This window comes from Paenibacillus amylolyticus, from assembly GCF_036894225.1.
GTDB classification, from domain to species: Bacteria; Bacillota; Bacilli; order Paenibacillales; family Paenibacillaceae; genus Paenibacillus; species Paenibacillus amylolyticus.
Map to the genome: position 1 here is coordinate 1,669,003 of NZ_CP145892.1, position 24,831 is coordinate 1,693,833.

Genomic DNA, 24,831 nt, shown 5'->3' on the forward strand with positions numbered 1-24,831 from the left:
AAGAGCGTATCCTTTACAAGGGGTTCTTCGTTTACATAGTGTAAGTCAAAATCAATCAGGAACCAGCAAAGGGGGGCCCCCAAGATGGCCTTTGTGAAGTCCGTGGATTGCAGAATCAACAGACCACATGATGATGGTAAACAAGATAAATTCAATATTGAATTCAATGGCAATGACAGAAAAAATCAATTGAACCCAAGCATCCATACTGTACTACCCGATCTGATGGGTTCGTTGTATGCGTATTGTCTATCTCTGACGAAATCAGTTCCAGACACGGAGGATCTGGTTCAGGAGACCTGTCTCAAAGTGTTGTCGTCGAGAGTGGTTGGAACTTCCGGGATGAATAAAGATATAAACTGGGAAGCTTATCTGATTCGTATTGCTCGCAACAGCTGGATTGATATCTTACGTCAGCGGGAGAGATTGGCTTATAAACTGGATAGCTTGAAGCCGCTCCTACACGAGATGGAGGAGGAAAGGCGATTCGAGGAATTGGAGTCTGCCGTACAACTTCTTGTAAATAAGCTACCACCGTGGCAGCGAGTGATATATGTATTACGTGAATTAATGGGTTATAGGGCGGCAGAGACTGCGGAAATGCTGGATACGACAGAAGGTGCTGTGAAAGCAGCGTTAAGTCGTGCACGCTCTGCCATAGCTGAAGTGAGGCACAGGTTGGGACAATCGGACGCTGAATTGCAGTATGAAGAAGGCGCAGTGGAGGACAATCGGGAGGAACTGCGCAGCTATCTGCTGGCATTTCGTAATGGGGATACAGCCCGAATCATTGATCTGTGCCTGAATCGGACTGATGATCCGATGGCTGTGGCGGGGACGATTTTGCAGCAGACTTTGCCGTCTCCATCCACGCAGCCAATGATGTACGGGTACTCCACTTCTGGCATGAACTCGATGTCGTATGGAGGAGGATACACGGTCAACATGGTTGCCTAAACCGAGGAGGCGACACATATGAATGTAGTGCCGTATGTAGTGGAACAGACAGCTCGCGGAGAGCGGAGTTATGATATTTATTCACGTTTGCTCAAAGATCGGATCATTATGGTGTCTGGAGAAATTGAGGATCAGATGGCAAATGCCATCGTGGCCCAGTTATTGTTTTTGACTGCAGAGGACCCGGAAAAGGACATTCAGATGTACATCAACAGCCCTGGTGGGTCGGTGACCGCAGGATTTTCGATCTATGACACGATGCAATTTGTGAAGCCGGATATCTCCACGATCTGTACAGGTATGGCGGCAAGCTTTGGTACGATCTTGCTGGTGGGTGGAACAAAAGGTAAACGTATGGCGCTGCCCAACAGTGAGATTATGATCCATCAGCCACATGGCGGTACACGAGGGCAGGCGTCGGATATGCTGATTCATGCTAACCGCATCATTCAGCATCGTCAGCGCCTTAACAAGCTGTTAGCCGACCATACAGGACAGTCAATTGAGCGAATTGAGAAGGACTCGGATCGAGACTATTTCCTGACTGCTGCGGAAGCAGTCGAATATGGATTGGTGGATAAGGTCATATCCAGCTCATAACAGTAGCCCGTAAGGTCATGTGACCTTACGGGCTTGATTAATCAAGAGGACGAACAGGAAACTGACGTCCTCTTTTTGTCGTCCAGATTAGCTAGCCCGTGTCTATGGATCGAATCAGAATGAGAATAATGTGAAATAAATATTGACCATCGGTAGGTATAGTGTATATATTATATATATACACTATACCTACCGAAAACTACGTAACATCAATGAGGTGAGGAAAGATTAATATTTTAATATCGAATGCTTCGAGCGATCCGATCTACATGCAGATTCTAACTCAGATCAGACAGAGCATCTTGAGCGGAGAATTGGTTGCTGGAGATAGTCTTCCCTCCATTCGGCAGCTCGCCAAGGATCTGCAAGTCAGTGTTATTACAACTAAACGTGTCTATGAAGAGCTGGAGAAGGAGAAACTGATCGATTCAGTTGTAGGCAAAGGGAGCTTTGTATCCGGAGCCAATCAGGACTTTATTCGAGAGCGGCGGATGAAACAATTGGAAGAGAAGATGCTCGAAGTGATTCGTGAGAGCAGAGAACTGGGCATGAGTTCACAGGATGTAATCCATCATCTTACATTGTTGGTTGAGGAGGAATAAGCATAATGAACGCTATCGAATTACGTAATGTAACCAAAACGTATCCCTTATTTAAAGTAGATAATGTATCTCTTGATGTGAAAAAAGGATATATCACTGGACTTATTGGTCCGAATGGGGCGGGAAAGAGTACTTTGATCAAAATGATCACGGGTCTGATCCAGCCCGATAAGGGGAGCCTCAAGACATTGGGCAGTGAGATGCCAAATCAGGAAGTTGATATCAAGCAACGCCTTGGCATTGTGTCAGATGAATGCTTTTATTATGAGCATCTAACGATCCGGGAGATGACACAAATGATCGCTCCTTTTTACACCAAATGGGATAATAAAGCGTTCAATGACTACTTGGATCAGTTCGAACTGTCCCCCAAAAAGAAAATCCAGGATCTGTCTAAAGGCATGAAGATTAAGTATTCTCTCGCCGTAGCTTTGTCGCATGAAGCGGATCTGCTGATTATGGATGAACCGACATCCGGGCTTGATCCTGTGTTTAGGCGGGAACTGCTTGATCTGCTTGCAGATATGATACAGGACGAAACAAGGTCTATTATTTTCTCAACGCATATTACGACGGATCTGGAACGTATTGCAGACTACATTACGTTTATTCATCAAGGGAAACTGGTGTTTAACGAGGCAAAAGATGATGTGCTGGAAAGGTATACGATTGTAAAAGGGGATATGGGTCTGCTTGATTCCGACATTCGGAAACATTTCATCGGAATACGCGAGACAGCCGTTGGTTTTGAAGCATTGTCGGATCATAAGGCAGAGGCCGAACAGTTATTTGGCAGGTTAGCTCTTTTACAAAGACCTACGTTAGAAGACCTCATTTATTTTACGGCGAAGGGAGGACGCAAATATGCTTAACTTGCTTCGTAAAGATTTCATTGTACTAAAAAGTTCACTGTGGACGATTGGGTTATACCTGGTGGTATTTAGTCTCGCCTTTATACCTAAGAGTGAAATGTCAATGTATTTTGTAGGCATCTACACAGCCTTTGGTTCGGTCATGCTGGCAACCATGATTGATATCAAGAACCATAATCATAATTTCCTGGTCACACTCCCCGTTAGCCGCAAACAGATTGTAAAAGCCAAGTACCTTTCTGCTATAATCTATACGTTATTCGGGGTACTCGCGTCGTTTGGGATTCACCAGCTTGTGAACCTGAATTATCCTGAACTGAACAAGCCGAATTATTCACTTAGGGATATTGTCATTGCCGTAGGCATGGTGCTTGTATTAGTTTCCATATACATGCCTCTTTTCTACGGATTAAGCAAAAAAGGTGCTGGTATCATCAATGCGATATTCATGGTCTGCATGATTATACTGGCGCAACCCGTTGCGTACCTCATGAGTATGGCCAAGGAGAACGGTATGATTACCACAACGACAATGGCATTGGTTTCCGTAGGCATTATAGGTTTGTTTTTGGTGTCCTATCTCATTACCATTCGCTTGTTTGCAAGAAAAGACCTTTAAGCACAGAGCGGGTGCCAGGTAAAGAGTATAGAACATCAAAAGTAAAGTCGCCACAAGGCGACTTTTTTTGATGCAGCGATGCGAGTGGCGAATTGCACTTGATATTCTTCGGAGTGACGTCAGCTCCAAGGAATCCAAACCTTACATTTCTTTCGCAAGCGTAATGAGCCTGCTCATCCCTTCCCGAATCTGCTGTTCATGTGCATAAGAGAAGGACAGGCGCAGCTTGCGACTGGCTGAATTATCCGAAGAATCGAATACGGTTCCGGGTACAAAGGCAACGGATTGTTCCATGCATCGGTGAAGCAGTCTCCCTGTATCCACACCCTCAGGAAGCTCTACCCAAAAGTTGAGTCCGCCCTCCGGCCGGGTCCACGTCCAGTCCGTTTCCAGCAGAGATTGTTCCATCACTTCCATCCGTAGCTGGATGGCGGTCCGCAGCTTGGAGAGATGCTGATGCATACGTTCTGACTGAAAATAACGGAGAAAAAGCTTCTGGTTCAGAAGAGGCGATCCGTTATCTGTCAGTGATTTTACAGCCTGTAGTCCTGGCATGAAACGCTGACGGCATATGATGGCTGCAATCCGTAGCCCGGGTGCAACATACTTGCTGTAACTGCGGATGTACAAGGTGTGCCCAGTGGTGTCGTAGGTGAAAATGGGTGCAGGAGGTTTCTCCTTAAAATAGATATCATAGGTGCTGTCGTCTTCGAGCAGAAAACAACCATACTGTTCTGCTAGTTCAGGTAACTGCTTGCGCTGTTCTACTGGAACGTTAACGCCGGTTGGATTATGAAAAGTTGGCGTCGTGTAGAATAAACGTGGTTTCTCCGATTTCATCAGATGTTCGATCTGCTCCAGATCATACCCATCCGAGTGAATATCCGTAAAGATCAGACGAGCACCTTGTTTGCGGAAAATCTCCATTGCCGGTCCATACGTAGGCCGTTCCATTAACACCCGATCCCCGGGTTTGACCAGCGTCCGCGAGATGACATCAATCGCTTGCTGCGCCCCCGAAGTAATGAGCACTTCGTCTGCGGAGAGATAGAAGCGTTCTTTTTTCGTTAGATGGCTTGCCAGCGCACTTCGCAATTCCAGATCACCCTGAATTGTGGAATACGTTCCGAGCAAACGCGGATATTGATCTAGCAAATCACGCATTAGTTCACCCCAATAACGGTTGGGCAGCAGAGAGGGATCGATTAACGATTTGGAAAATTGGTATTCTGCTTCAAGGGACTGTACTCGTGCAAGTGAATCCCAATGCAGCCAGGCAGACACGGCGGGATCATCCGCCTGATCCGTTACTGAGAATGGAGTCGCTGGGCTGACATAATAGCCAGACTTATCCTTCACATAAACATTCCCACGTTCTTTTAACTCCTGATAGGCTTTGAATACGGTCAGACGATGTACGCCGAGTAGCTCGGACAGGCTTCGTACAGATGGCAGTTTTTCATGTTCGGCCCACTCTCCCGCTTCTATACGTACAACGAGATAATGGATTACTTGCTCATATAATTTCAGGCTGTTATCTGTCATCATCATGGTTCTGCCCACCCGGCTCACACTCCTTTTGAACTCTATTGTAACAGCTAATGGGAGAAAACTGTTCTGTTTTGTTCATTCTGTTCTGTAGACCATGAGATATGATGGAGAACAGATAAAGGAGTGGTTATCATGGTGGGGATTGCATTTACGGTTATGTGTCTTATTTTCGGTACAACATTTCTGGCTATTAAAATTGGAGTAGAGGCAGGCATGCCGCCTTTTCTGTCAGCCGGATTGCGATTTTTAATCGCGGGAGCGCTGATGTTTGCATGGATGAGGATGAAGGGCAAAGTGAGCTGGTCGCTCCTGTTCCGCAAGGAGATGTTGTTAACGGGAGCGGGGCTGACCTTCGGCACTTTTGCCACATTATATTGGGCTGAACAGCATGTGAGCTCGGGTGTGGGTGCCATTCTGTCGGCGACAGGGCCGCTGATGATTATGTTGATGCAGACGGCGCTGTTACGGCAAAAAACATCTGCCCGTATGATTGTGGGCTGCCTGATCGGGTTCACCGGTGTGGTTCTGGTTGTGTTGCCAGGTGTATCGCTTGGTGCAGGTTCCCTGTTTATGTGGGGCTGTATCGCGGTACTGGTAGGGGAAGTCTGTTATTCGGCAGGTGCATTGTACTCCAAAAAGGTTATTCATCAGTTCAAGGAGGCTAGTCCTGTAGCGATCAATGCGGTGCAGATGATGTATGGGGGACTGCTGTTATCCCTGCTCTCGGTCGGAACGGAATCGTGGAATATGTCTGCTCTGGACTGGGTGCCTGCCGTCTCGTCGGTGATCTATTTGACTGTCATCGGCTCCATGGTGGGGCATAGTCTGTTCTATTGGATTATGTCGCGTACCAACCCGCTGTTTCCAGCAACATGGTTATACATTTCACCACCCATTGCCGTAGGGCTTGGTGCTGTTGTCTACGGTGAACATGTCAGCTGGGTTACGTGGATCGGTGTGGTGCTGGTTGTTTCAGGTCTGCTGGCGATGAATGAGAAGGTGAGCGGCTGGTTGAAGAAAGGAAAGCGTGCGAGGATGACAGTGCAGGCTTCCGAATCTGTTTTAAAATAGGTAAAGTTTGAAGGTATGCAGCTCAATCTCAAAATCAGCCATTGATTTTAGGTTGAGCTGTTTGTTATTCCAACATGATGTTCTCGTTAACCAGTAGGTAGTAATATTTATCCATCTGTTCTGCCGTAACATTTTCTTCGAAATGTTGTATCCACCACATCACAAGTAAACGAATCACCCCCGAGTGAAACTCAGCTACAAGTTCTATGGGAAGTGAAAATTGTTTACCTCTTCTCTTCAATTCCAGAAAATCCCGTCTGAATATCTCTCCGATATAATGTATGAAAAAGTTGTTAAACCCCTCATCATTCTGTTGGTTCTGCACAATTGTCTCCAGTACATTTCCAAACAGCATTTTAGATACGCTTTGCAAAGGCTGCTGTAGCCGATCTTCTACATTCATGTGTAAATAATCCCGAAGGACCCATGTTAGGGTGGAGGACAGAAGAGCAAATTTATCCTTGAAATGTTTGTAAAACGTTGTTCGGTGAACCATAGCTTTGTCACATATTTCATTAATTGTGAGGTTGCTGAATAGCTGGCCTTTCTCACATAACAGATCGAGTAGCGCCATCGTTAACAATTTATGAGTACGGGTAACTCTCAAATCCACCTTTTTATCAATCATTTTCATCTACATCAGTTCCTTATTGTAGTTTAGCTATATAGTATGAACACATTGATTCTTACATGATACGAGATTCAAAGTGTATACTGGTATTATAAGTAATTTTTAGATATGGCTACAAGTGAAGATAAAATATGATGGATTAGAGAGGGTGAAGTGGCGATGTCCGAAATGAAAAAAGCTGTGGTGATCGGGGCAGGTATTGCAGGATTAATCACTGCAAGGATGTTATCTGATTATTATGATGAGGTATGTATCATTGAGCGAGATGAATTGCCTTCTGAGCCGGCAAATCGGCAGGGTGTGCCTCAATCCTTTCATCCACATCGTGTATTACCGCGCGGCGGACTCATTCTGGAACATTACTTTCCCGGATACAATGATGAATTGGTCGCGCTTGGTGCCATTCCTTCGCATGAAGAGAAAATTGTGATTGCCAATCGCTATGGTACATTAGTCAATAAGGCGAATGCCGCTTCCTCATTCAAAATTGCATCGAGCAGCAGAGCACTGCTGGAATGGGTATTGCGTCAGCGAGTCCAGAGCATAGATCATATAAGCTTCTTAACGAGTACGGAAGTTACGGGGTTAATGGCATCAGAAGATCAGCGTTCGATTACAGGCGTGTATACCAAAGAAAGAGGTCGGGATAATCGGGAAGCAATGCTTGCAGCAGATATGGTTATTGATGCCGCGGGACGTTCTTCCAAATTGATCAGATGGCTTGAACAGATAGGGTTGTCCGTGCCTGAGCCGGAAGTGCTGAAGGTGTCTCTTGGTTACAGCACCCGCTATTATAAGATACCATCCTCTATTCAAAATGATTGGGGAACGGTGATAACAGAGTCCGATCCTGTGCAAGGAACTCGTGCAGGCATGTTGTGGCGCATTGAAAATGATATCGCTGGACTATTACTGTTCAACGCAGGAGGAGATGAATATCCTCCAACCCATCCGGATGAGTTTCAAGAGCAAATCAAACATCTGTTTGCTTCGGATGAAATCGTAGCGTTGGCAGACCAGTTGGAGCCGTTTCAAGGACCGCGGGGATACCGTATTTCCGAGTCTGTCCGTCAACATTTTGAACTGATGGAGAATTGGCCCTCCGGATTACTCGTCCTTGGCGATGCATTTTGCAGCTTCGATCCGATCCATGGTCAAGGCATGACGGTCGCTGCAATTGAAGCCGAGACCATAGCGAAATGTTTGGATGAGCAGCGAATGCATCCTGAGCCGCAGTTTGAGCGCCAAGTGTTGCTCCGTATGCAGCAGGCCATTGAACCGGCCTGGTGGCTTAGTTCTGTGGCCGATCTGCGTTGGAAAGGGGTCGAACATGTTGGGCCTTCCCGAATGAAAGGGGTTGCGTTTGCTCAGAAGTATATAAACTTGTTTACTAAGCAGGCGATGAAAAAGGCGAGTCAGGAAAATAATAAACATCTCTTTTTTACCCAGTTCCTGATGAATGCTCTAATCCTTCCTCCAAGTGAATACTTTAAAGGTGAAATCCTGAACATGATCCTGAACGACAATGGTTCCAAAGAAGAAATGGAGTTAAGAGCAGAGCTTGGTGTCCAAGATCCGGAGTTATTCCAGCAAAGAATAGATGAGATCATTCCGTCATTTCAACTGGAATGTGATGGGCAAATAAAAAAACTGCTGGAGTCTTTCCAGCATGCCATGAGCAAGTAAAACAATAAATCGTGGTGCGTGAAAGTAGGCAAAACATGAAACGAATAATTTTAAATTTTATAGCTAGCATTGTAATCTCAATCATTGTATTTTTTATTGTTTTGTTTTTTGCCGATGTCCCAGATACTGATCGTGTCATCTTATCTATGGCGATTACAATTTCACTACAATTATCCTTGATCACCGCATTGTTGCTCTCAAAACATAAAAAATAACAGAGAAATATACCTAATATAATCGTTTAAATAGGATAATGAACATATTTTTAAAATCAAAAAAACAGCCCTGCACGGCGAAATTCGCCGGACTGGGCTGTTCGTTGATCTTATTTACTCTGCGTTCAGCACAAACTTCTCGATAACTTCTTTCACGCCGTCTTCGTTATTACTTGCCGTAATGTAATCCGCCAGCTCTTTCAGGGCAGGGATGGCATTTCCCATCGCTACACCAAGACCGGCAACTTCGAGCATCTCATGGTCGTTCCAGGAGTCGCCGATGGCAATACACTCGCTGAGCTGGTGACCGAAATGGTCAGCCAGGAAGGTCAGGGCGTGACCTTTAGTTCCTTCATTGTGCATGATTTCCAGGAAGTAAGGTTTGGACTTTGTGATATGCACTTGAGGTCCGAGCAATTCACGCAGGTCAACGGCAACCTTATCCAAGTAGTCTGGCTCATCGATAATAAGCAGCTTTGGTGTTTTTTGTTCGATGACTTTGATGAAATCAGATTCGATGTAATATTGGGTGCCGTTTAATTTGGCATAATCACGCAGCTTGTCGTTTTCCTCACGGGCATATAACTTATCGTCAATGTATGTTTGAAGGTGGAGATTGTTCTCCAGGCAGTAATCATACAATTTGCGGGAAGCTTCCTGTGGAACGTAACGCTCATAAAGTACTTTTTCGTCCAGCAGGTTTTTCACCAATGCGCCTTGATACGTGATGATCGGAACGTTAAGTCCGGTTTGACGAGCCAGCGCTTGTGCGGAAGCATAAGCACGTCCAGTCGCCAGCGTTACAGTTACACCATGGGCAACCGCTTGTTCCAGTGCTGTCTGTGTAGCAGGGGTTACTTCCTTGTTGTCGTTGATCAGTGTGTCATCAATGTCGATTGCAATCAATTTGTAGGTCATCTGTATTTCTCTCCTTTTTTATCTGTATCTATATTAACGAACGAAAAAATAAGTTTTACACGAGGCCACTCCGAATACAGATTCATCTTTCGATCGCTGTTATCCCCGGATTTTTGATTCCATCTCCCCAAGGGGAAATCCGTTGATAAGCGTATGCTTCCGATGTAGCTTTTTTCCAAAAAGCTTTAAGCGAACGCTTCGCTTCTCCCGATGAATTCTGTCTTCTCCGTTAACGTGTAATCTTAGACTTCGTTCTAAAACTATACTTACATCTAAATTTTACTCTTCCAGGAAAACAAGGCCGATAAAGTCTTCCAGCTCAAGGTTGCCGAAGTAATGTTTTACATCCAGACCTTCCAGAGCTGTACGCACCTCGGATTCCTCATAACGCTTGCCGCGCAGCATATTTTCGATATCTGCCACATCGCCTACACCGAAGAAGTCGCCAAAGATTTTGATATCTTCGATGCGTCCATCCTTAATGTTCATGCGCAGATCGATGATACCGACAGGGAATTTGCGAGTGTGCTTCACATTGCTTTCCGGAGACAAGCCATAGTTCCAGTCCCAGTTGTTATAACGCTCAGCGGAGATCTCCTTGATTTTGTCCCAGTCCTTGTCAGTCAGCTTGTATTGCGGGACGTCTTGTGGCTCCATTCTGAAAATATGACGTAACAGCTCATCGCGGAACTGCTCAATCGTCAGGTTGGTATCAATCAGATCCCGTATGTTGGCGACCCGGCTGCGGACGGACTTGGTGCTCTTGGATTTGAACTTCTCGGGATTGACGTTCAGGGAAGCCTGAACATGCTCCAGATTCAGATTAAACATCAATGTGCCATGACTGAACATGCGCCCACGTGTGGAAAACTGGGCATTGCCCGAAATTTTCTTTTCGCCGACTTGCAGATCATTACGCCCGGTCAACTCGGCATTTACACCAAGCTCGTGCAAAGCTTCAACCACAGGCTGGGTGAACTTGCGGAAATTGTGGAAGGATTGACCGTCATCCGCTGTAATAAAGCTGAAATTCAGGTTGCCCAGATCGTGATATACCGCTCCGCCTCCCGAAAGACGACGAACGACCTGCACACCGTTATCCTGAACGTACTCGATATTAATTTCTTCAATCGTATTTTGATGTTTTCCGATGATGATCGACGGACGGTTGATGTAGAACAGCAGATAGCTGTCATCCTCCATCGGCAGATGCTTCAGAATGTACTCCTCAATGGCGAGGTTTACAGAAGGATCTGTAATGCCCTGGTTGTCTACAAACAGCATGGTCATTCCTCCATTAATGTATGTGAGGGATTGCTAGTCCCTTATGTAGTGAACCTTGTATATCAAAAGGAACCGAAATTCCTCTTCTATTGTAAACGAATTATGGTTGGGACACAAAGAAAACAGGATTGACCCACACCTCCCGTGCCATCCATAATAAAAAGGACATACAGAAAGGATGACGGAAGAATGACCGGTTATATCGAAGTGTTCGGACATGGCGGGGACGTGGAGACGGCTGCGTCACGATTTGGGAGGGAAGCCGCTGATTTTCTGGATTTCAGTGCCAACATTAATCCACTCGGTCCACCCAGAGGGGTGCTGGAGGCTATACAGCAAGGATTGCAGTCGGTGATTCGGTATCCCGATCCGGCGCATCGCGGATTCAAAGCACTGCTGAGCGAGCGTCTTGGTGTGATGCAGGAGCTGATTTCCGTGGGCAACGGCGCAGCCGAAAGCATGGCGCTCATTCTGCTGGGGCTTGCCCCGCGCAAGGTGGGTACGGTGGAACCGGGATTTTCGGAGTACCGGTCGTTGGCACGACAATTCGGTGCCGAGGTTGTGCATACGGAGGGAAGAGAAGAACTGGCGTGGCGAGCGGAACCCGAGGACATCGAGCAACTCATGGAAAAGGTAGACCTGCTCTTCCTCGGCCAGCCCAACAATCCAAACGGTGTACAATATCCACTTGAGGTATTACAAAGGCTTGCACGCAAAGCGGAAGAAACGGGAACCGTACTTGTCATTGACGAGGCCTTTATGGATTTTATTCCGGTAGACCGGCGTCAGTCCCTGGCAGCACAACTGAATGACTATCCTAATGTGATCATCATTCGCTCGATGACGAAGTTTTATGCCATTCCGGGTTTGCGTCTCGGATATGCTTTGGGCCGTGCCGAATACATTCAGGCGATGACAAAGAAACAGGTGACCTGGAGTGTCAACGGTCTGGCACTCATGGCAGGTGAAGCCTGTCTGCGCAGTGGAGAACGGTACGAACAGGAGACCATATCACAGATCACGCGGGAACGGGGTCATCTCATCGAAGGGCTGAAGGCGTACGGATGTGCGGTGACACCGGGAGAGGCTAATTTTATTTTGGCACGTATGCCGGCCCCATGGACAGCAGCATCAATGCAGGAGGCGCTGGGCCGAAGAGGTATTCTGATTCGCAGCTGTGCCATGTATCCGGGGCTTGACAAAGGGCATGTACGTTTCGCAGTCAAGGATGCAGATGCCAATGCTACATTACTCGAAGTGCTGGGCAGCGTGCTGGAAACCAAGGGATATCCGAATGTTGATCAGACGAAAGATGAGGAACAGGGAGGGAAGCGGCAATGACACTCCCGTTTTATAACTACTTTACGAATGGAGAAACAGAAGAGAATGAATATGCTTCCTCTTCCTGGCCGGGACTGAAGATATCCGTACATGAACGACATATCAAAGCTCAGAGTCCAAGGGCAGCCCAAGCGCTGTCGAGTGCGGTATATGGCGGCGGGATGTTTGAACTCGATCGCATATTTAACATCTATGTGGACAGGCATTACCGCTGTGATGATCCGCCGCGTGATATCGAACAAGCGCTGAATGAATGGCATGAGCCACGCGATCAATGTGCCGGATTATTGACGGCCGTAAGGCTGGAGCATACCTCCATTCAGGAATATACAAGTGATGAATTTGGCCTTCTGTGCTGCACCACTGCGGGTGTATCAAATGCCGCACGAGCGGGGTCGGAGAGAACGGTATTTGATACGGCGGGAAATAAGACGATGTCTTCCAGCAGGGAGCGCTCTGCTCCTCCAGCACGGAATCTAACGATGCCCCCCTATGTCCCGGGTACAATTAACATTATGCTCTGGTTGAATGGACGCATGACCAGCGGGGCGATGGTGAATGCAGTACAGACGGCGGTGGAAGCCAAAGCGGCCGCGCTGGCGGATGCGGGTGTTCTAGATTCGGAGAACGGGTTGCCCGCTACCGGCACCACAACCGATGCCATTGTGATTGCAGTAGGTCAGGCAGTGGAAGTGGAGGAACCTCAGCCGATGATTACTTATTCCGGAACAGCGACTACGGCAGGGGCGGCGATTGGCAGATTGGTATACGACACGGTAACGGAAAGCCTTCGGGCCGGACTGTTATGGAAAGAGAGGGTCAGGAACAAATGACTTTTGAGGTGGAGCATCTATGGACCTGGCCGTTCTGGACAGGCATGGCGGGAGCATGGATTATTATACTTGCGTACCTGTTGGACCGATGTATCGGAGATCCACGCTGGATTCCCCATCCGGTGATTGGCATGGGAAAAGGCATCTCGGCGTTGGAGCGAGTCATTCGCTCACGTGTGCGCACAGATTCGGGGCTGAAGAGAGCCGGGCTGTTGTTCCCGATTGTGATTGCGGGGGGTTCTTTTGCGATCACGTGGGGATTCGTATATCTGCTTGGACTAATCAACCCTGTCATTGCAGCGGCAGCTGAAGTGGTGCTCATTGCAACGACCATTGCTTCAAAAGGGCTGAAGGATGCAGGTATGGAAGTGTATCGTCATCTGAAGCAGCAGGATTGGCCGGCGGCCAGACGTTCACTGGGCATGATTGTTGGACGTGATACGGCGCATCTGGATGAACCCGAGGTTGTGCGGGGAACGGTAGAGACGGTTGCTGAAAATATCGTGGATGCCATTGTCTCGCCGTTATTCTATGCGCTCATTGGAGGCGCTCCGCTTGCCATGGCTTATCGCGCCGTCAACACGTTGGATTCCATGGTCGGATATAAAAATGACAAGTATCTGCATCTTGGCTGGGCCTCGGCCCGTCTGGATGATGTGGCGAACTGGATACCTGCGCGGCTGACCGCGATTCTGTTAATCGTGGGAGCCTGGGTCATGAAGCTGGACGCCAATGGAGCAGCACGCATGGTTGTACGGGATGCAAGATTACATCCAAGTCCGAATAGCGGTTTTCCCGAATCAGCGGTGGCTGGAGCACTGGGTATCCGGCTTGGCGGACATAACGTGTATCACGGCGTTGCTTCGTTTCGTGCCTACATGGGTGAAGCCACACGGCCGATGGAAGCCGAGGATATTGTGCAAACGTCACGTTTGATGTTCTGGTCGGCAGGGGCTTTTGTGGTACTATGCGTGTTCATAACGCTGGGCGTGTGGCTGGCAGGAGGGACGCTGTTATGGCCGTAAATGCAGGAAATGCAGGAAATGCAGGAAATGAAGTACATACGAATCAGCCTGGGCCGCTGAAACGAAACATTCTGTGGGTCCGTCATGGGACAACGTTGTGGAATGTGGAAAAAAGATACCTAGGGCATACCGACATCGGTCTGCTGCCAAATGCCAAAGAAGAACTGGCTCCGCTTCATGAACAATTGAGCGGTGTTTTGTGGAACGAGGTTTATTGCAGTGATCTGCTTCGCTGTCGGCAGACGCTGGAACAGATTCTTCCTGATGCCATCGGACAGGTGAAGTTTGACTCGCGCCTGCGCGAGAATGATTTTGGAGAGTGGGAAGGGCTGACGTATGATCAGCTTAAGGATAACCCTGTGTACCGAAGCTGGATTGATGCGCCGCAGGAGGTCACTCCGCCCGGAGGGGAATCGTGGCAGGAGTTTACCGCACGGTTGGATTCCTTTCTCCAAGAGATGTTATTGGAGGGTCGTCCTTCAATGCACGTTGATGAGGGGCAAGTGCCAACCATAGTTGTGATTACACATGGTGGTGTCATCCGGTATGCCTTGTCCCGTCTGATTGCCGGTCTTGGATTCTGGGATACACATATTGTCCCGGGACAGGCGATTCAGGTTCAGCTTCATCAACAGGGGAATCAGTGGTTTGGCAGCAGAGTGACTTTTCCGCCGATCGGGTTGTAAGGATGTACAATATACCCTATAATCACAACAGAAGTGTGACTTCAGTATGGATACAGATACGCTGCAGGATGTGAAGCCTGAAGGAGTATGCAGCATGCAGAAGTTACACGGCAATGGTTTACCATATCAGCGACCAAGGGTCCCGCGTGTGAAGGCTGTTTTCATGGCAAATTAGTATGAGTCATGAACACACAAGGGTGAAATGGGGAAGCCGGTGCAAATCCGGCACGGTCCCGCCACTGTAAAACAGGATGATTCCTGTAAGTCAGGTTACCTGCCCTGGACGTACAAACCGGTGTTCCTTCGAGGAAAGGACAGCGTTTCGGGCTATTCTATGCGCATGGACAACCCTTGGTTGAACATGTACAGATCGCCATATGCGAGACGTCATCCCTGATCCTGGACGTATGGATTGGGGATTTTTTATTGTTCATGTAAAAAAAACCGAACTTTTACACGTTAACGAAGAGTGCAGAACCGATCTGAAGAAACGGAGTGTTCGCCTTTATCCCCGGATTTTCCCTTTCGAAAAGGGAATCAAAAAAATCTGGGGATAACAGCGATCGGAAGATGGTACTGCAATCGGAGTGGACTTGTGTAAAATTGATGGGTTTAACTTGTACAGGAACACCAAGACATGGGGAATAAGGGTTCGAGCACGATGCAAGAAAATAGTACAAATAGAGAAGGGGAGAATAACAGAATGAATCTCAAAAATTGGAAAAGCGTAGCGTCCCTGCTAAGTGCAGCGGCACTCGCACTGGCTTTGGCCGGATGTGGCAATGCAACAACAAACGAGGGCACAGGTACTTCACAGCAACCAGCACAGGAGCAGTCCCAAGGCCAGGCGCAGACGGACCTCAAAACACAATATCCACTGACAGTTACGGATGCAACGGGTGAATCGTTCACCTTTGAAAAGGCACCAGCCAAAATCGTATCCGTGTCTCCGGCTGAGACGGAATCCCTGTTTGCCCTTGGTTTGGACGATCAAATCGTTGGTGTATCCGACTATGACGATTATCCGGAAGCGGCAACAACCAAAGCTAAAATGGGCGGTATTTCCAAGCCCAATGAAGAGTCCATCATTGCAGCTGAAGCCGACATCGTCTTCACAGGTATCTCCATGAGCGAGGATGCGGTGAAAAAACTGCGTGATTTGGGTATTACCATATTCAAAACGGATCCCAAATCCATCGACGATGTCATGAGTAATATCGAAACGTTCGGTAAAATTACCGATCATCAGGAAAAAGCACAAGAAATCATCACCCAGATGAAACAGGACGTGACGGATGTAACCGAAGCGGTGAAGGCAGTTAAACCGGAAGAGAAGAAAAAAGTATATGTTGAATTCTCCCCAGGCTGGACTGTGGGTAAAGGCGAATTTATGGATGAACTCATCACTGTAGCCGGTGGTAGCAATATTGCTTCGGACAAAGAGGGCTGGTACGAAATTAATGAAGAGAACGTGATTGCCACCAACCCGGATGTGATCCTGTATGCCAACGATGTCATTGACGAAAACTCTAAAACACTGGATCAGATCATCAAGGCGCGCAGCGGCTGGGATCAAATTACGGCTGTGAAAAATGACGCGGTTATTGGCCTGGATGCCAACCTGCTGAGCCGTCCGGGTCCACGTGTAACTCAAGGGTTGAAAGAAGTAGCCAAAGCGATCTACCCTGACTTGTTCCAATGAGTAAAAAGCTGATCCTGTTCGGAACGACGGGCATGGTGCTGCTGGTGCTCACTGTGCTCATCTGCACGGGCATTGGTTCAGTAGCGTTGCCGATCCGGGATATTGCAGGCATCCTGATTCACAAAATTCCCTGGGTGGGCGATTGGATTACACCGGATTGGAATAAGGCAGCCGAACAGATTATCTGGAAAGTCAGATTCCCACGTGTACTGCTTGCCGTGCTCGTGGGCGCATCGTTGGCGATTGCTGGTACGGGATTCCAGGGGGTTCTTCGGAACCCACTGGCAGACCCGTTCACCCTGGGCGTGTCATCCGGTGCTTCGGTGGGTGCAGCCTTTCTGATTTTCTTCGGATTGCAGTATGCACTGATCGGAATCTGGACGTTGCCACTGGTGGCGTTTTTGACGGGTGTAATCACGTTATGGTTTGTTATGGCACTGGCTCGTGAAGGGCGTAAAATACCTACACATAGCCTCATTCTGGCTGGTGTGGTCATGCAAAGTTTCCTGGGCGCAGTTGTTTCCTTCCTGTCGACCATGTCGAAACAGACGATTAATGAAATTATATACTGGACGATGGGAAGTCTGGCTCTGCGTGGGTGGTCGTATACGGCCATCCTTTTCCCGTATTTTCTGTTAGGGCTGGTCTTTCTCTGGAGCCGCGCACGCTCGTTGAATGTGCTTGCACTGGGAGAACGTCAAGCCGCACATATCGGGATCGGAGTGGACAGACTCAAGCTGTCCGTGCTGGCAGTTGGCACACTGCTGACTGCTGGGGCTGTCTCGGTATCGGGTGTCATCGGATTCGTTGGATTGGTGATCCCGCATATGTTGCGGCTGCTGGTGGGACCGGATTACCGACTGTTGGTACCTTTGTCTGCCATTGGTGGAGCGATCTTCATGGTGTGGGCCGATACCATCGCAAGGTCGTTGCTGGCACCAACTGAGATTCCGCTCGGTGTTGTCACCGCCTTTGTTGGTGCGCCGTTCTTTGCTTACCTGCTGAACCGGAACAAAAAGTTGCAGAAGGGGATGATGCCATGAATTCCAGTACCAGTTCCAACTCGACTTCACTTATCTCCATTAAGGGAGCAGGGAAGTCATATGGCAATCATCAGGCACTGCACAATGTAGACTGGCATGTTGGCGAAGGTGACTGGTGGGGAGTTGTCGGACCAAACGGCAGTGGCAAGTCCACCCTGATCCAGCTTATTGCCGGAACGGAACAGTTAAACGAAGGTCAGATTCGTATCGATGGTCGAGACATCGGCTCTTACAGCCGTAAGGACCTATCGCGCATGATCGCTGTATTGCAGCAGGATGGCTTACCAGCCATCTCCTATCCCGTGCGAGACGTGGTGGAGATGGGGCGATATCCATACCAGAACTGGCTGGGGCGGGAAGTGGGCGATGGGGCACTTGTGGTGGACAGGGTGCTTGAAGACCTGGGATTGACAGAACTGGCGGACAGACCGCTGGATGCACTCAGCGGCGGGCAACGGCAGCGGGTCGCACTAGCCAAAGTTATGGCTCAGGAGCCGAGGTTACTGCTGCTGGACGAGCCGACCACGTTTCTGGATATTAAATATCAATTGCAATTCATGGAATTGTTATCGGCATGGCGACAGAGAAATAACATTACGATTGTGGCTGTGCTGCATGATCTGAATCTGGCCGCGTTATTTTGCGATCACATTCTGGCGCTGCGTGAGGGCATGGCGGTTGGAAAGGGTACACCTCATACGTTGATCAACGATGAGAATATCCAGGATATATTTCGCGTCAAACCCGCGATTGTCTCCCATCCCGACCATGCCATACCTCAACTGCTGCTGCGGCGGGACATCGATTAAATGAATCGGGGCAACCCATATTTTGATGAAGGAAGTGCTGGTTGTATGAATAATGAACAGGTGTTGGAGCATTTAATAAGTAAGATTACTGCCCCTGATCAGGAAGTGGCGGCAGTAACCTCTGCACATGTGGATTCGTTGACGAAGCCACCGGGAAGTCTGGGCAAATTGGAAGAGCTGGTGATCCGCCTGGCAGGGATGACGGGCAATGCACGTCCGCGTTTTGATCACAGAGCGGTCATTGTCATGGCCGCAGATCACGGCGTAGTGGAAGAGGGCATCAGTGCTTTTCCTGCTGAAGTGACCCCGCAGATGGTCCTGAATTTCCTCGCTGGAGGTGCGGCAGTGAATGTGCTTGCCCGTCACGCCGGAGCAGATGTGATCTGTGTGGATATTGGTGTGAATGCCGATCTTGAACATCCGGACCTGCTTTCCCGCAAAATTCGCAAAGGCACGGCCAACATGGCCCGGGGTGCAGCGATGACCCGGGATGAGGCAGTCAGCGCTATCCTTGCAGGAGCCGAAGTTGTATCGGCAGAGGTGGCGAAGGGAACACAGCTGTTTGTCACCGGGGAGATGGGAATTGGCAACACTACTGCAAGTGCTGCGGTAATGAGCGCGTTAACCGGAGTTGCACCAGCTGCCGCCGTGGGGCGAGGAACCGGCATTGATGATGCAGGCTTGCAGCGCAAGGCTGCTGTAGTCAGCCGGGCGCTTAGCGTAAACGCACCAAACCCGGAAGATGCACTGGATGTTCTGTGCAAGGTGGGTGGACTGGAGATTGCCGGACTCACAGGGGTTATCCTCGCAGCAGCTGCTCATCATTGTCCGGTCGTTGTAGACGGGTTCATCTCTACCGCCGCAGCGCTGGTGGCGAGACAACTTGCACCTCTGAGTACAGCTTATATGATCGCTTCTCATACCTCACACGAAAATGGACATGAAGCGCTGCTGCGTGAACTGGACCTGAAAGCGATGCTGGATCTGGACATGCGTCTGGGTGAAGGCACGGGCGGCGTGCTTAGTCTTCATCTGATTGACGCAGCCTGTCTCATTCTGAATGAGATGGCAACCTTTGCAAGCGCGGGTGTCTCGGATGGAACAAGCCCTGCTCCAGATTCCGCTACGTCGGGTGATTCATCCCTGCAAGGAGAGAGTTCACGATGAGTGTACTGGTGACAGGCGGCGCACGCAGTGGCAAAAGTTCCTTTGCCGAGCGTCTCTGCATGCAACGTTCCTCGGAGGCCTGGTATGTGGCGACAGCTCAGGCGTACGATGATGAAATGCGTGAGCGTATCGCGATGCATCAGCATCAGCGGGAGGCATCAGGGTATCTGTGGCACACGATGGAGGAACCGATACATCTGCCTGCTTTGATAAGCCGCATGGGTGAAGGGCATACAGGGACTTCTGCACCCACCATTCTGGTGGATTGCCTGACGCTGTGGCTGACAAATGTTTTGTTAGCACATGAGCATGACGAGAAACAGGTGTTACAGGGACATTTGGACGCGTTGGTTGAAGCGATTCGAACCTATCCCGGTTTGCTTGTTCTGGTTACAAATGAAGTGGGGGACGGGATCGTACCGGAATATGCCCTTGGCAGGAAATATCGGGATTTGGCCGGTGTACTGAATCAGCGTATTGCGGCGATATGCGGTGAAGTGTTTCTGGTGACCGTAGGCATTGCGATTGAACTAAAAAGCAAGGAGTACCGCTTATGAAGGATGGCACGCCTGCTCCTCAGCGCAAACATGCGGCGGCAGCCGCTTTTCAATTTTTGTCCCGTTTCCCTGTCAAAATGCAAATCGATTTTGTCCCGCCGTTGCTGCGGGAAAGTGTTGTCTTTTATCCGCTGGTCGGTGCTGCAATCGGTCTGTGTGTCTGGCTCGCGGGAGCCTCAAGCGGTGCAGTGCTTCCGGCCTTTCCGGCTGCCGTCCTGACCTTGACGTTATGGGTATGGCTTACCGGAGGGCTCCATCTTGACGGATGGATGGATACGGCGGATGGCTTGCTCAGTTATCGTACCCGTGAACGGATGCTGGAGATTATGAAGGACAGCCGTGTCGGGGCAATGGGCGTGATCGCCTGCGTGTTGCTTCTGATGATGAAGGCTGCGCTGATCGCTGATTTTATTGCCCGGGGCCACTGGGTGTACGGTGCGTTGCTGATCCTGCCCATGATCTGGAGCCGCTGGTTCATGGTGTATGCGATGTCGGCCTGGCCGAATGCGCGCGAAGATGATGGACTTGCTGTATTGTTTAAAGGTCTCGGGGAGCGGAAGGAGGTCCAGCGTGCACGAAGTTCAGCTGTGGGCCTGACCTTGGTCGCAGGGGCACTTACGTTTGCCGCGGTGTGGCTTTTCAAGCCGGATATGGGGATTGCAGATGCGATGGTGAGTGGTCTGGGAACACTGCCATGGTGGCTATACCCGGTGGCGGCAGTTATTATACTGCCTGTGGCGTGTTATTATATCGGCCGATTCGTGGCTGCCCGGATCAGTGAACGGCTCGGTGGTTTAACCGGGGATACGTATGGTGCCATGAATGAGCTGCTGGAGGCGGCTTTGTTGACCGTGCTGAGCGTGCTTCAAGGACTGTTCTGGCTTTAACTTTGAAGTAAGAAGCAGTATGGAAAGTGTTACGCATGAGGTTGGGAGCAAGGTGATCTGGATATAACACGGAGACAGGGGGAGAGAGCGTGGAAGATAGGCTATCACAACCAGCGGCGGTACTGATGCTGCAAGGAACGGCTTCCGATGTGGGCAAAAGTGTCATCACAACGGCATTGTGCCGGATTTTTAAGCAGGATGGCTTCAAGCCTGCTCCGTTCAAGTCACAGAATATGGCACTGAATTCCTATGTGACGGAAGATGGCAAGGAGATTGGTCGGGCCCAGGGGGCACAGGCCGAAGCCTGTGGTATTGAGGCGACAACCGATATGAATCCAATCCTGATCAAGCCGGTGCGGGACATGCATTCGCAGATCGTGGTACATGGTGTACCTTTTGCCCAGATGAGTGCATCGGACTACCGTCAGCATTTCCTGCCTGAAGCAAAGCAGACGGTGATGGATGCGCTGAATCGGTTGCGGGACACCTATGATGTGGTGCTGATGGAAGGAGCGGGCAGTCCGGCCGAGATCAATCTGAAGGACCGGGATATCGTCAACATGAATCTGGCAGGTTGGGCCGATTCGCCGGTGATTCTGATCTCCGATATTGATCGGGGCGGAGTGTTTGCTTCCATTGTAGGTACGCTGGAGCTGCTGGAACCCCATGAGGTGGCCCGTGTCAAAGGGTTCATTATCAACAAGTTTCGCGGTGATCTGTCCCTGTTGCAGCCGGGACTCGACTGGCTCGAAGAACGGACAGGCATTCCAGTATTAGGTGTATTGCCTTACATAAGAGATATTCAGATTGAAGCAGAGGATTCAGTGGTGCTGGACTCCATGCGTCATGGGAAATCCGGCAAAACCGAGTTGGATCTGGCGGTGATCCGATATCCGCGAATTTCCAACTTTACAGACTTTGACGCACTTTCCCGTGAACCGGATGTGAATGTGCGTTACGTGACCTCACCAGAGGAATTAGGCAGTCCGGATGCCATTCTTCTACCGGGTACGAAGGATACCATAGGTGACCTGGCATTTCTGCGTGAGTCTGGGCTGGAGCAGGCGATTGCGAGCCAGACCGAGCGTGAGCATGTTCAGCTTGTAGGGATATGCGGCGGATACCAGATGCTGGGACGTCATCTGAAGGACCCGTTTGCTGTGGAGGCGAATCAGATCCAGGAAGCAAAAGGACTTGGCTGGCTCCCGCTATCGACAACGTTTCTTCAGGAAAAGCAGACCGTCAGAGCTTCCGGACGGGTGCAGCCTGATCACCCGATTCGTCTGTATGGTGAGCAAGATGTAGCAGATGCTTCATTACCCATTAACGGATATGAGATTCATATGGGCGTTACGGAGTGTCACGAGCCTGAACGTGTAAACGCGTTGTTTGAAATCTCGCATCCAGGTGGTCAACCTTTCCAAGAAGGCTGGGGCTCAGTAGATGGCAGGGTGTGGGGAACCTACCTGCATGGTTTGTTTGAAAGTGATCAATTCCGACGTTCTTGGCTGAATGCCTTGCGTGCAGGAAAGGGACTGGCTCCACTTCAGGAGACATATAGTGTGCATGAACGTAAGGAGATGGAGTTTGATCGGGTAGCCGAATCGTTGCGTTCGGCATTGGATATGAAGCGTGTGTACGAGATTATGGGTGTTCAGGCACCTGAGTGAAACAACAATACCCCCATGTCCGACAAACCGTTCTATAGAAACGGAATGTTAGCGACATGGGGGTATTGTATATCCTATGATTAAATGAGGTTTAAAACAGGTGATGATAGGTTAATGGTTAACCTGTTAGTTTATTTTGAAATTTTTCATAGCGGATTGCAGCTCTACAGCTTGTTCATGCAGATGACGAACTGTATTCGAATGTGAATCCATCTCGCTAAGCTGAAGATCTGCTGTTGAAGCAATTTGTAACATGCTTTCACGGGATTTGGTCGTAATCTGTGCCGTTTCTTCAACGGATGCACTCACTTCTTCAGCACCAGCAGATACTTGTTGTGTAGAAGCCGAGACGGTCTGAATGGTCAGATTCACGTTCTGAATCAATTCATTCAGTTGCTGGAAGGCAGAGCCTGCTTGTTGAACGACCCTTGTGCCTGAACCAATCTCCTGGGTTACACGGTTCATGGCATCAACCGAGCGTTCAGCATCTTCACGAATGGTACCCAGATAATCCGAAATTTCTTCGGTGGCTGTCTTGGATTGTTCGGCAAGTTTGCGAACTTCTCCAGCAACAACAGCGAATCCGCGACCATGCTCTCCGGCACGTGCTGCTTCAATGGAGGCGTTGAGTGACAGCATGTTAATCTGTTTGGTGATTTCAAAAATGGAAGCAACAATGGTGCCGATGGCTACCGATCGTTCATTCATAGTTTCAACATATCGCAACGATTCGCTTGCTGTCTGGCCTACACGCTCCATCTGCTCAATAGCATTCTGAGCCAGTCGGTTACCGTTAACTGCCTCGTTGGCTGCTTCACCAATCTGGTCAGACACTTCAGCAGAAGAAGAAGCAATATGCATGATACCTTGCGTAATTTCTTCCATAGCTCTGGCGTTCTCGGATGCGCTTGACGCAATGCTGATGCTGCCTTTTTCTGCATCTTCTGCAGAGCGGCTGGAGTTTCGAACCATACCGGACATCGATTCAACCCGCTGAAGCAGGTCATTGGAGCCTGATACAACTTCATTGGACGTGGACAAGGCACGGCTAATCATTTCTTTCAGGTTATGCGTCATCGTCTGGAAGCTTGCGGCAAGCTGGGCAATTTCATCTTTACCTTTGATCTCTAGTTCAGCGGTCAGATCACCCTGGGATATTTGTTTGCTATGTTGGACGAGCTTGATGATTGGTTTGGTAACTCTTTTGATCATACTAGTGGAGATAAGCCAGCCGAGTACAAACACTAATGCTGTAATCCCAAGGCACAACCAGAAAATCTGAGTAATCTTGTCTTGAATGAACTGGGCATCCATGCTCACAGCCATAATCATGTTACTTCCTGCAATGGGGATAAAGGCTGCTTTATGTACACCAAAGGAATCGGAGTAGACCTCGCTGATTACCATTTCTTTGTTCTCGATAGCTGCATTCATTGCGGGTTCTACACTAATCTCATCCTGGGCTTTCATGTTTGAAGAAGGGTTGGCCACAACGACTTTGGCTGAGCCATCTTGAATAGCAACAACGTAAGCCGCATCCAAATTATGTTCTTTTGCTTTATCTGCCAGGTACGATTCCACGGTCATGGCAGCACCTTCAGAACCGGCTCCGCCACTCTGTACCTGTAAGATTTTGGATGCTGAAGTATTCTTGTATATATCCTGAATGGACGTGTTTAGGACTTTGTCAAACTGCGGTAGCACGTAGCTTTGAATAATATTCATCGAAACGGCGTAAAAACTAATACTGAACAACAGGGAAGCAACCAGCAGAACGAGGAACAAAGTGCCTCTGATTTTACCGGCAACGGTGCGATTACGAAACATATGATCATCCTTTCACGTCAAGTTCATTAACATTATCGCTTTTCCGTAATCATAAGACCTATCTACCAATGAAGAAAGACCTAAGTTATACGTTGAGAAAACTTGGGAATAAGCGGATATACCTATATTACAAAATTAACCGGAGGTTGAATAGAACAATTTTCACGATTTGGTGTATTTTTTTCAGAAATAGATGAATCTGTTACATGCATATTACATAATATCAATTAATACCTACCAGAATAGTTTGTTATATGTTATATTGTAAAATGTCTTTG

At 48.8% G+C, this 24,831-nt stretch carries 23 protein-coding genes and 1 riboswitch; of the genes, 18 read left to right on the plus strand and 5 right to left on the minus strand.

Features of this window, described 5'->3' with window-relative positions; translation table 11 throughout:
* Window positions 1-84: 84 nt before the first annotated feature.
* From V6668_RS07435 to V6668_RS07455, 5 genes are all read left to right on the plus strand, one after another.
* Window positions 85-957: an RNA polymerase sigma factor gene (locus tag V6668_RS07435; protein ID WP_338708052.1), complete on the plus strand. Its 873-nt coding sequence runs from the start codon at window positions 85-87 to the stop codon at window positions 955-957.
* Window positions 958-975: 18 nt separating this feature from the next.
* The gene (gene clpP, locus V6668_RS07440) at window positions 976-1,557 is read left to right on the plus strand and encodes an ATP-dependent Clp endopeptidase proteolytic subunit ClpP (protein WP_017689971.1); all 582 of its coding nucleotides are present in this window, start codon (window positions 976-978) and stop codon (window positions 1,555-1,557) included.
* 227 nt (window positions 1,558-1,784) lie between these two features.
* A complete protein-coding gene (locus tag V6668_RS07445) occupies window positions 1,785-2,159 on the plus strand; it encodes a GntR family transcriptional regulator (protein WP_036610760.1) in 375 nt (124 codons plus the stop codon).
* 5 nt (window positions 2,160-2,164) lie between these two features.
* A complete protein-coding gene (locus V6668_RS07450; protein ID WP_036669112.1) occupies window positions 2,165-3,031 on the plus strand; it encodes an ABC transporter ATP-binding protein in 867 nt (288 codons plus the stop codon).
* Window positions 3,024-3,650, plus strand: coding sequence for an ABC-2 transporter permease (locus tag V6668_RS07455; RefSeq protein ID WP_338708053.1), 627 nt, complete (start codon window positions 3,024-3,026; stop codon window positions 3,648-3,650). The genes V6668_RS07450 and V6668_RS07455 overlap by 8 nt, the downstream gene beginning before the upstream one ends.
* A 141-nt stretch (window positions 3,651-3,791) precedes the next feature.
* On the opposite strand, the gene V6668_RS07460 is transcribed toward V6668_RS07455, so the two are convergent.
* On the minus strand, window positions 3,792-5,213 hold the full coding sequence (locus V6668_RS07460) for a PLP-dependent aminotransferase family protein (protein WP_255319672.1): 1,422 nt from the start codon (window positions 5,211-5,213) through the stop codon (window positions 3,792-3,794).
* 120 nt (window positions 5,214-5,333) lie between these two features.
* Here V6668_RS07460 and V6668_RS07465 point away from each other — a divergent pair, with 120 nt between their 5' ends.
* Window positions 5,334-6,272 carry a DMT family transporter gene (locus V6668_RS07465; protein ID WP_036669117.1) on the plus strand — a complete coding sequence of 313 codons (939 nt, stop codon included), beginning with the start codon at window positions 5,334-5,336 and terminating at the stop codon, window positions 6,270-6,272.
* A 64-nt stretch (window positions 6,273-6,336) separates the two neighbouring features.
* On the opposite strand, the gene V6668_RS07470 is transcribed toward V6668_RS07465, so the two are convergent.
* A complete protein-coding gene (locus V6668_RS07470) occupies window positions 6,337-6,906 on the minus strand; it encodes a TetR/AcrR family transcriptional regulator (RefSeq protein WP_338708054.1) in 570 nt (189 codons plus the stop codon).
* A gap of 156 nt (window positions 6,907-7,062) precedes the next feature.
* Between V6668_RS07470 and V6668_RS07475 the strand changes: the two genes are divergently transcribed.
* Entirely contained in the window at window positions 7,063-8,589 is a 1,527-nt protein-coding gene (locus tag V6668_RS07475) for an NAD(P)/FAD-dependent oxidoreductase (RefSeq protein WP_338708055.1), read from the plus strand.
* Window positions 8,590-8,918: 329 nt separating this feature from the next.
* Here the strand turns inward: V6668_RS07475 and V6668_RS07480 are convergent, their stop codons facing one another.
* On the minus strand, window positions 8,919-9,722 hold the full coding sequence (locus V6668_RS07480; protein ID WP_062833159.1) for a Cof-type HAD-IIB family hydrolase: 804 nt from the start codon (window positions 9,720-9,722) through the stop codon (window positions 8,919-8,921).
* A gap of 279 nt (window positions 9,723-10,001) precedes the next feature.
* Entirely contained in the window at window positions 10,002-11,006 is a 1,005-nt protein-coding gene (locus V6668_RS07485; RefSeq protein ID WP_338708056.1) for a lipoate--protein ligase, read from the minus strand.
* A 189-nt stretch (window positions 11,007-11,195) separates the two neighbouring features.
* On the opposite strand from V6668_RS07485, the gene cobD reads away from it, so the two are divergent.
* From cobD to V6668_RS07540, 11 genes are all read left to right on the plus strand, one after another.
* Window positions 11,196-12,347 carry a threonine-phosphate decarboxylase CobD gene (cobD, locus tag V6668_RS07490; protein ID WP_338708057.1) on the plus strand — a complete coding sequence of 384 codons (1,152 nt, stop codon included), beginning with the start codon at window positions 11,196-11,198 and terminating at the stop codon, window positions 12,345-12,347.
* Complete coding sequence (locus V6668_RS07495) at window positions 12,344-13,180, plus strand: adenosylcobinamide amidohydrolase (protein ID WP_338708058.1); 837 nt, start codon at window positions 12,344-12,346, stop codon at window positions 13,178-13,180. The genes cobD and V6668_RS07495 overlap by 4 nt, the downstream gene beginning before the upstream one ends.
* 44 nt (window positions 13,181-13,224) lie before the next feature.
* Window positions 13,225-14,205 carry an adenosylcobinamide-phosphate synthase CbiB gene (gene cbiB / locus V6668_RS07500; protein WP_338708910.1) on the plus strand — a complete coding sequence of 327 codons (981 nt, stop codon included), beginning with the start codon at window positions 13,225-13,227 and terminating at the stop codon, window positions 14,203-14,205.
* Complete coding sequence (locus V6668_RS07505; RefSeq protein ID WP_338708059.1) at window positions 14,196-14,891, plus strand: histidine phosphatase family protein; 696 nt, start codon at window positions 14,196-14,198, stop codon at window positions 14,889-14,891. The genes cbiB and V6668_RS07505 overlap by 10 nt, the downstream gene beginning before the upstream one ends.
* Before the next feature lie 147 nt (window positions 14,892-15,038).
* Window positions 15,039-15,187, plus strand: a riboswitch (cobalamin riboswitch).
* A gap of 407 nt (window positions 15,188-15,594) precedes the next feature.
* Window positions 15,595-16,593, plus strand: coding sequence for an ABC transporter substrate-binding protein (locus V6668_RS07510; RefSeq protein WP_338708060.1), 999 nt, complete (start codon window positions 15,595-15,597; stop codon window positions 16,591-16,593).
* Window positions 16,590-17,636, plus strand: coding sequence for a FecCD family ABC transporter permease (locus V6668_RS07515; protein ID WP_036610733.1), 1,047 nt, complete (start codon window positions 16,590-16,592; stop codon window positions 17,634-17,636). Before V6668_RS07510 ends, V6668_RS07515 begins: the two co-directional genes overlap by 4 nt.
* Window positions 17,633-18,445, plus strand: coding sequence for an ABC transporter ATP-binding protein (locus tag V6668_RS07520; protein ID WP_036610732.1), 813 nt, complete (start codon window positions 17,633-17,635; stop codon window positions 18,443-18,445). The genes V6668_RS07515 and V6668_RS07520 overlap by 4 nt, the downstream gene beginning before the upstream one ends.
* A gap of 45 nt (window positions 18,446-18,490) precedes the next feature.
* Window positions 18,491-19,612: a nicotinate-nucleotide--dimethylbenzimidazole phosphoribosyltransferase gene (cobT, locus tag V6668_RS07525; protein WP_338708061.1), complete on the plus strand. Its 1,122-nt coding sequence runs from the start codon at window positions 18,491-18,493 to the stop codon at window positions 19,610-19,612.
* Window positions 19,609-20,169, plus strand: coding sequence for a bifunctional adenosylcobinamide kinase/adenosylcobinamide-phosphate guanylyltransferase (gene cobU / locus V6668_RS07530; RefSeq protein WP_076251579.1), 561 nt, complete (start codon window positions 19,609-19,611; stop codon window positions 20,167-20,169). Before cobT ends, cobU begins: the two co-directional genes overlap by 4 nt.
* Entirely contained in the window at window positions 20,166-21,056 is an 891-nt protein-coding gene (cobS, locus tag V6668_RS07535; protein ID WP_338708062.1) for an adenosylcobinamide-GDP ribazoletransferase, read from the plus strand. Before cobU ends, cobS begins: the two co-directional genes overlap by 4 nt.
* Before the next feature lie 125 nt (window positions 21,057-21,181).
* A complete protein-coding gene (locus tag V6668_RS07540) occupies window positions 21,182-22,726 on the plus strand; it encodes a cobyric acid synthase (RefSeq protein ID WP_338708911.1) in 1,545 nt (514 codons plus the stop codon).
* A 126-nt stretch (window positions 22,727-22,852) separates the two neighbouring features.
* On the opposite strand, the gene V6668_RS07545 is transcribed toward V6668_RS07540, so the two are convergent.
* On the minus strand, window positions 22,853-24,553 hold the full coding sequence (locus V6668_RS07545) for a methyl-accepting chemotaxis protein (protein WP_076251586.1): 1,701 nt from the start codon (window positions 24,551-24,553) through the stop codon (window positions 22,853-22,855).
* Window positions 24,554-24,831: the final 278 nt, after the last annotated feature.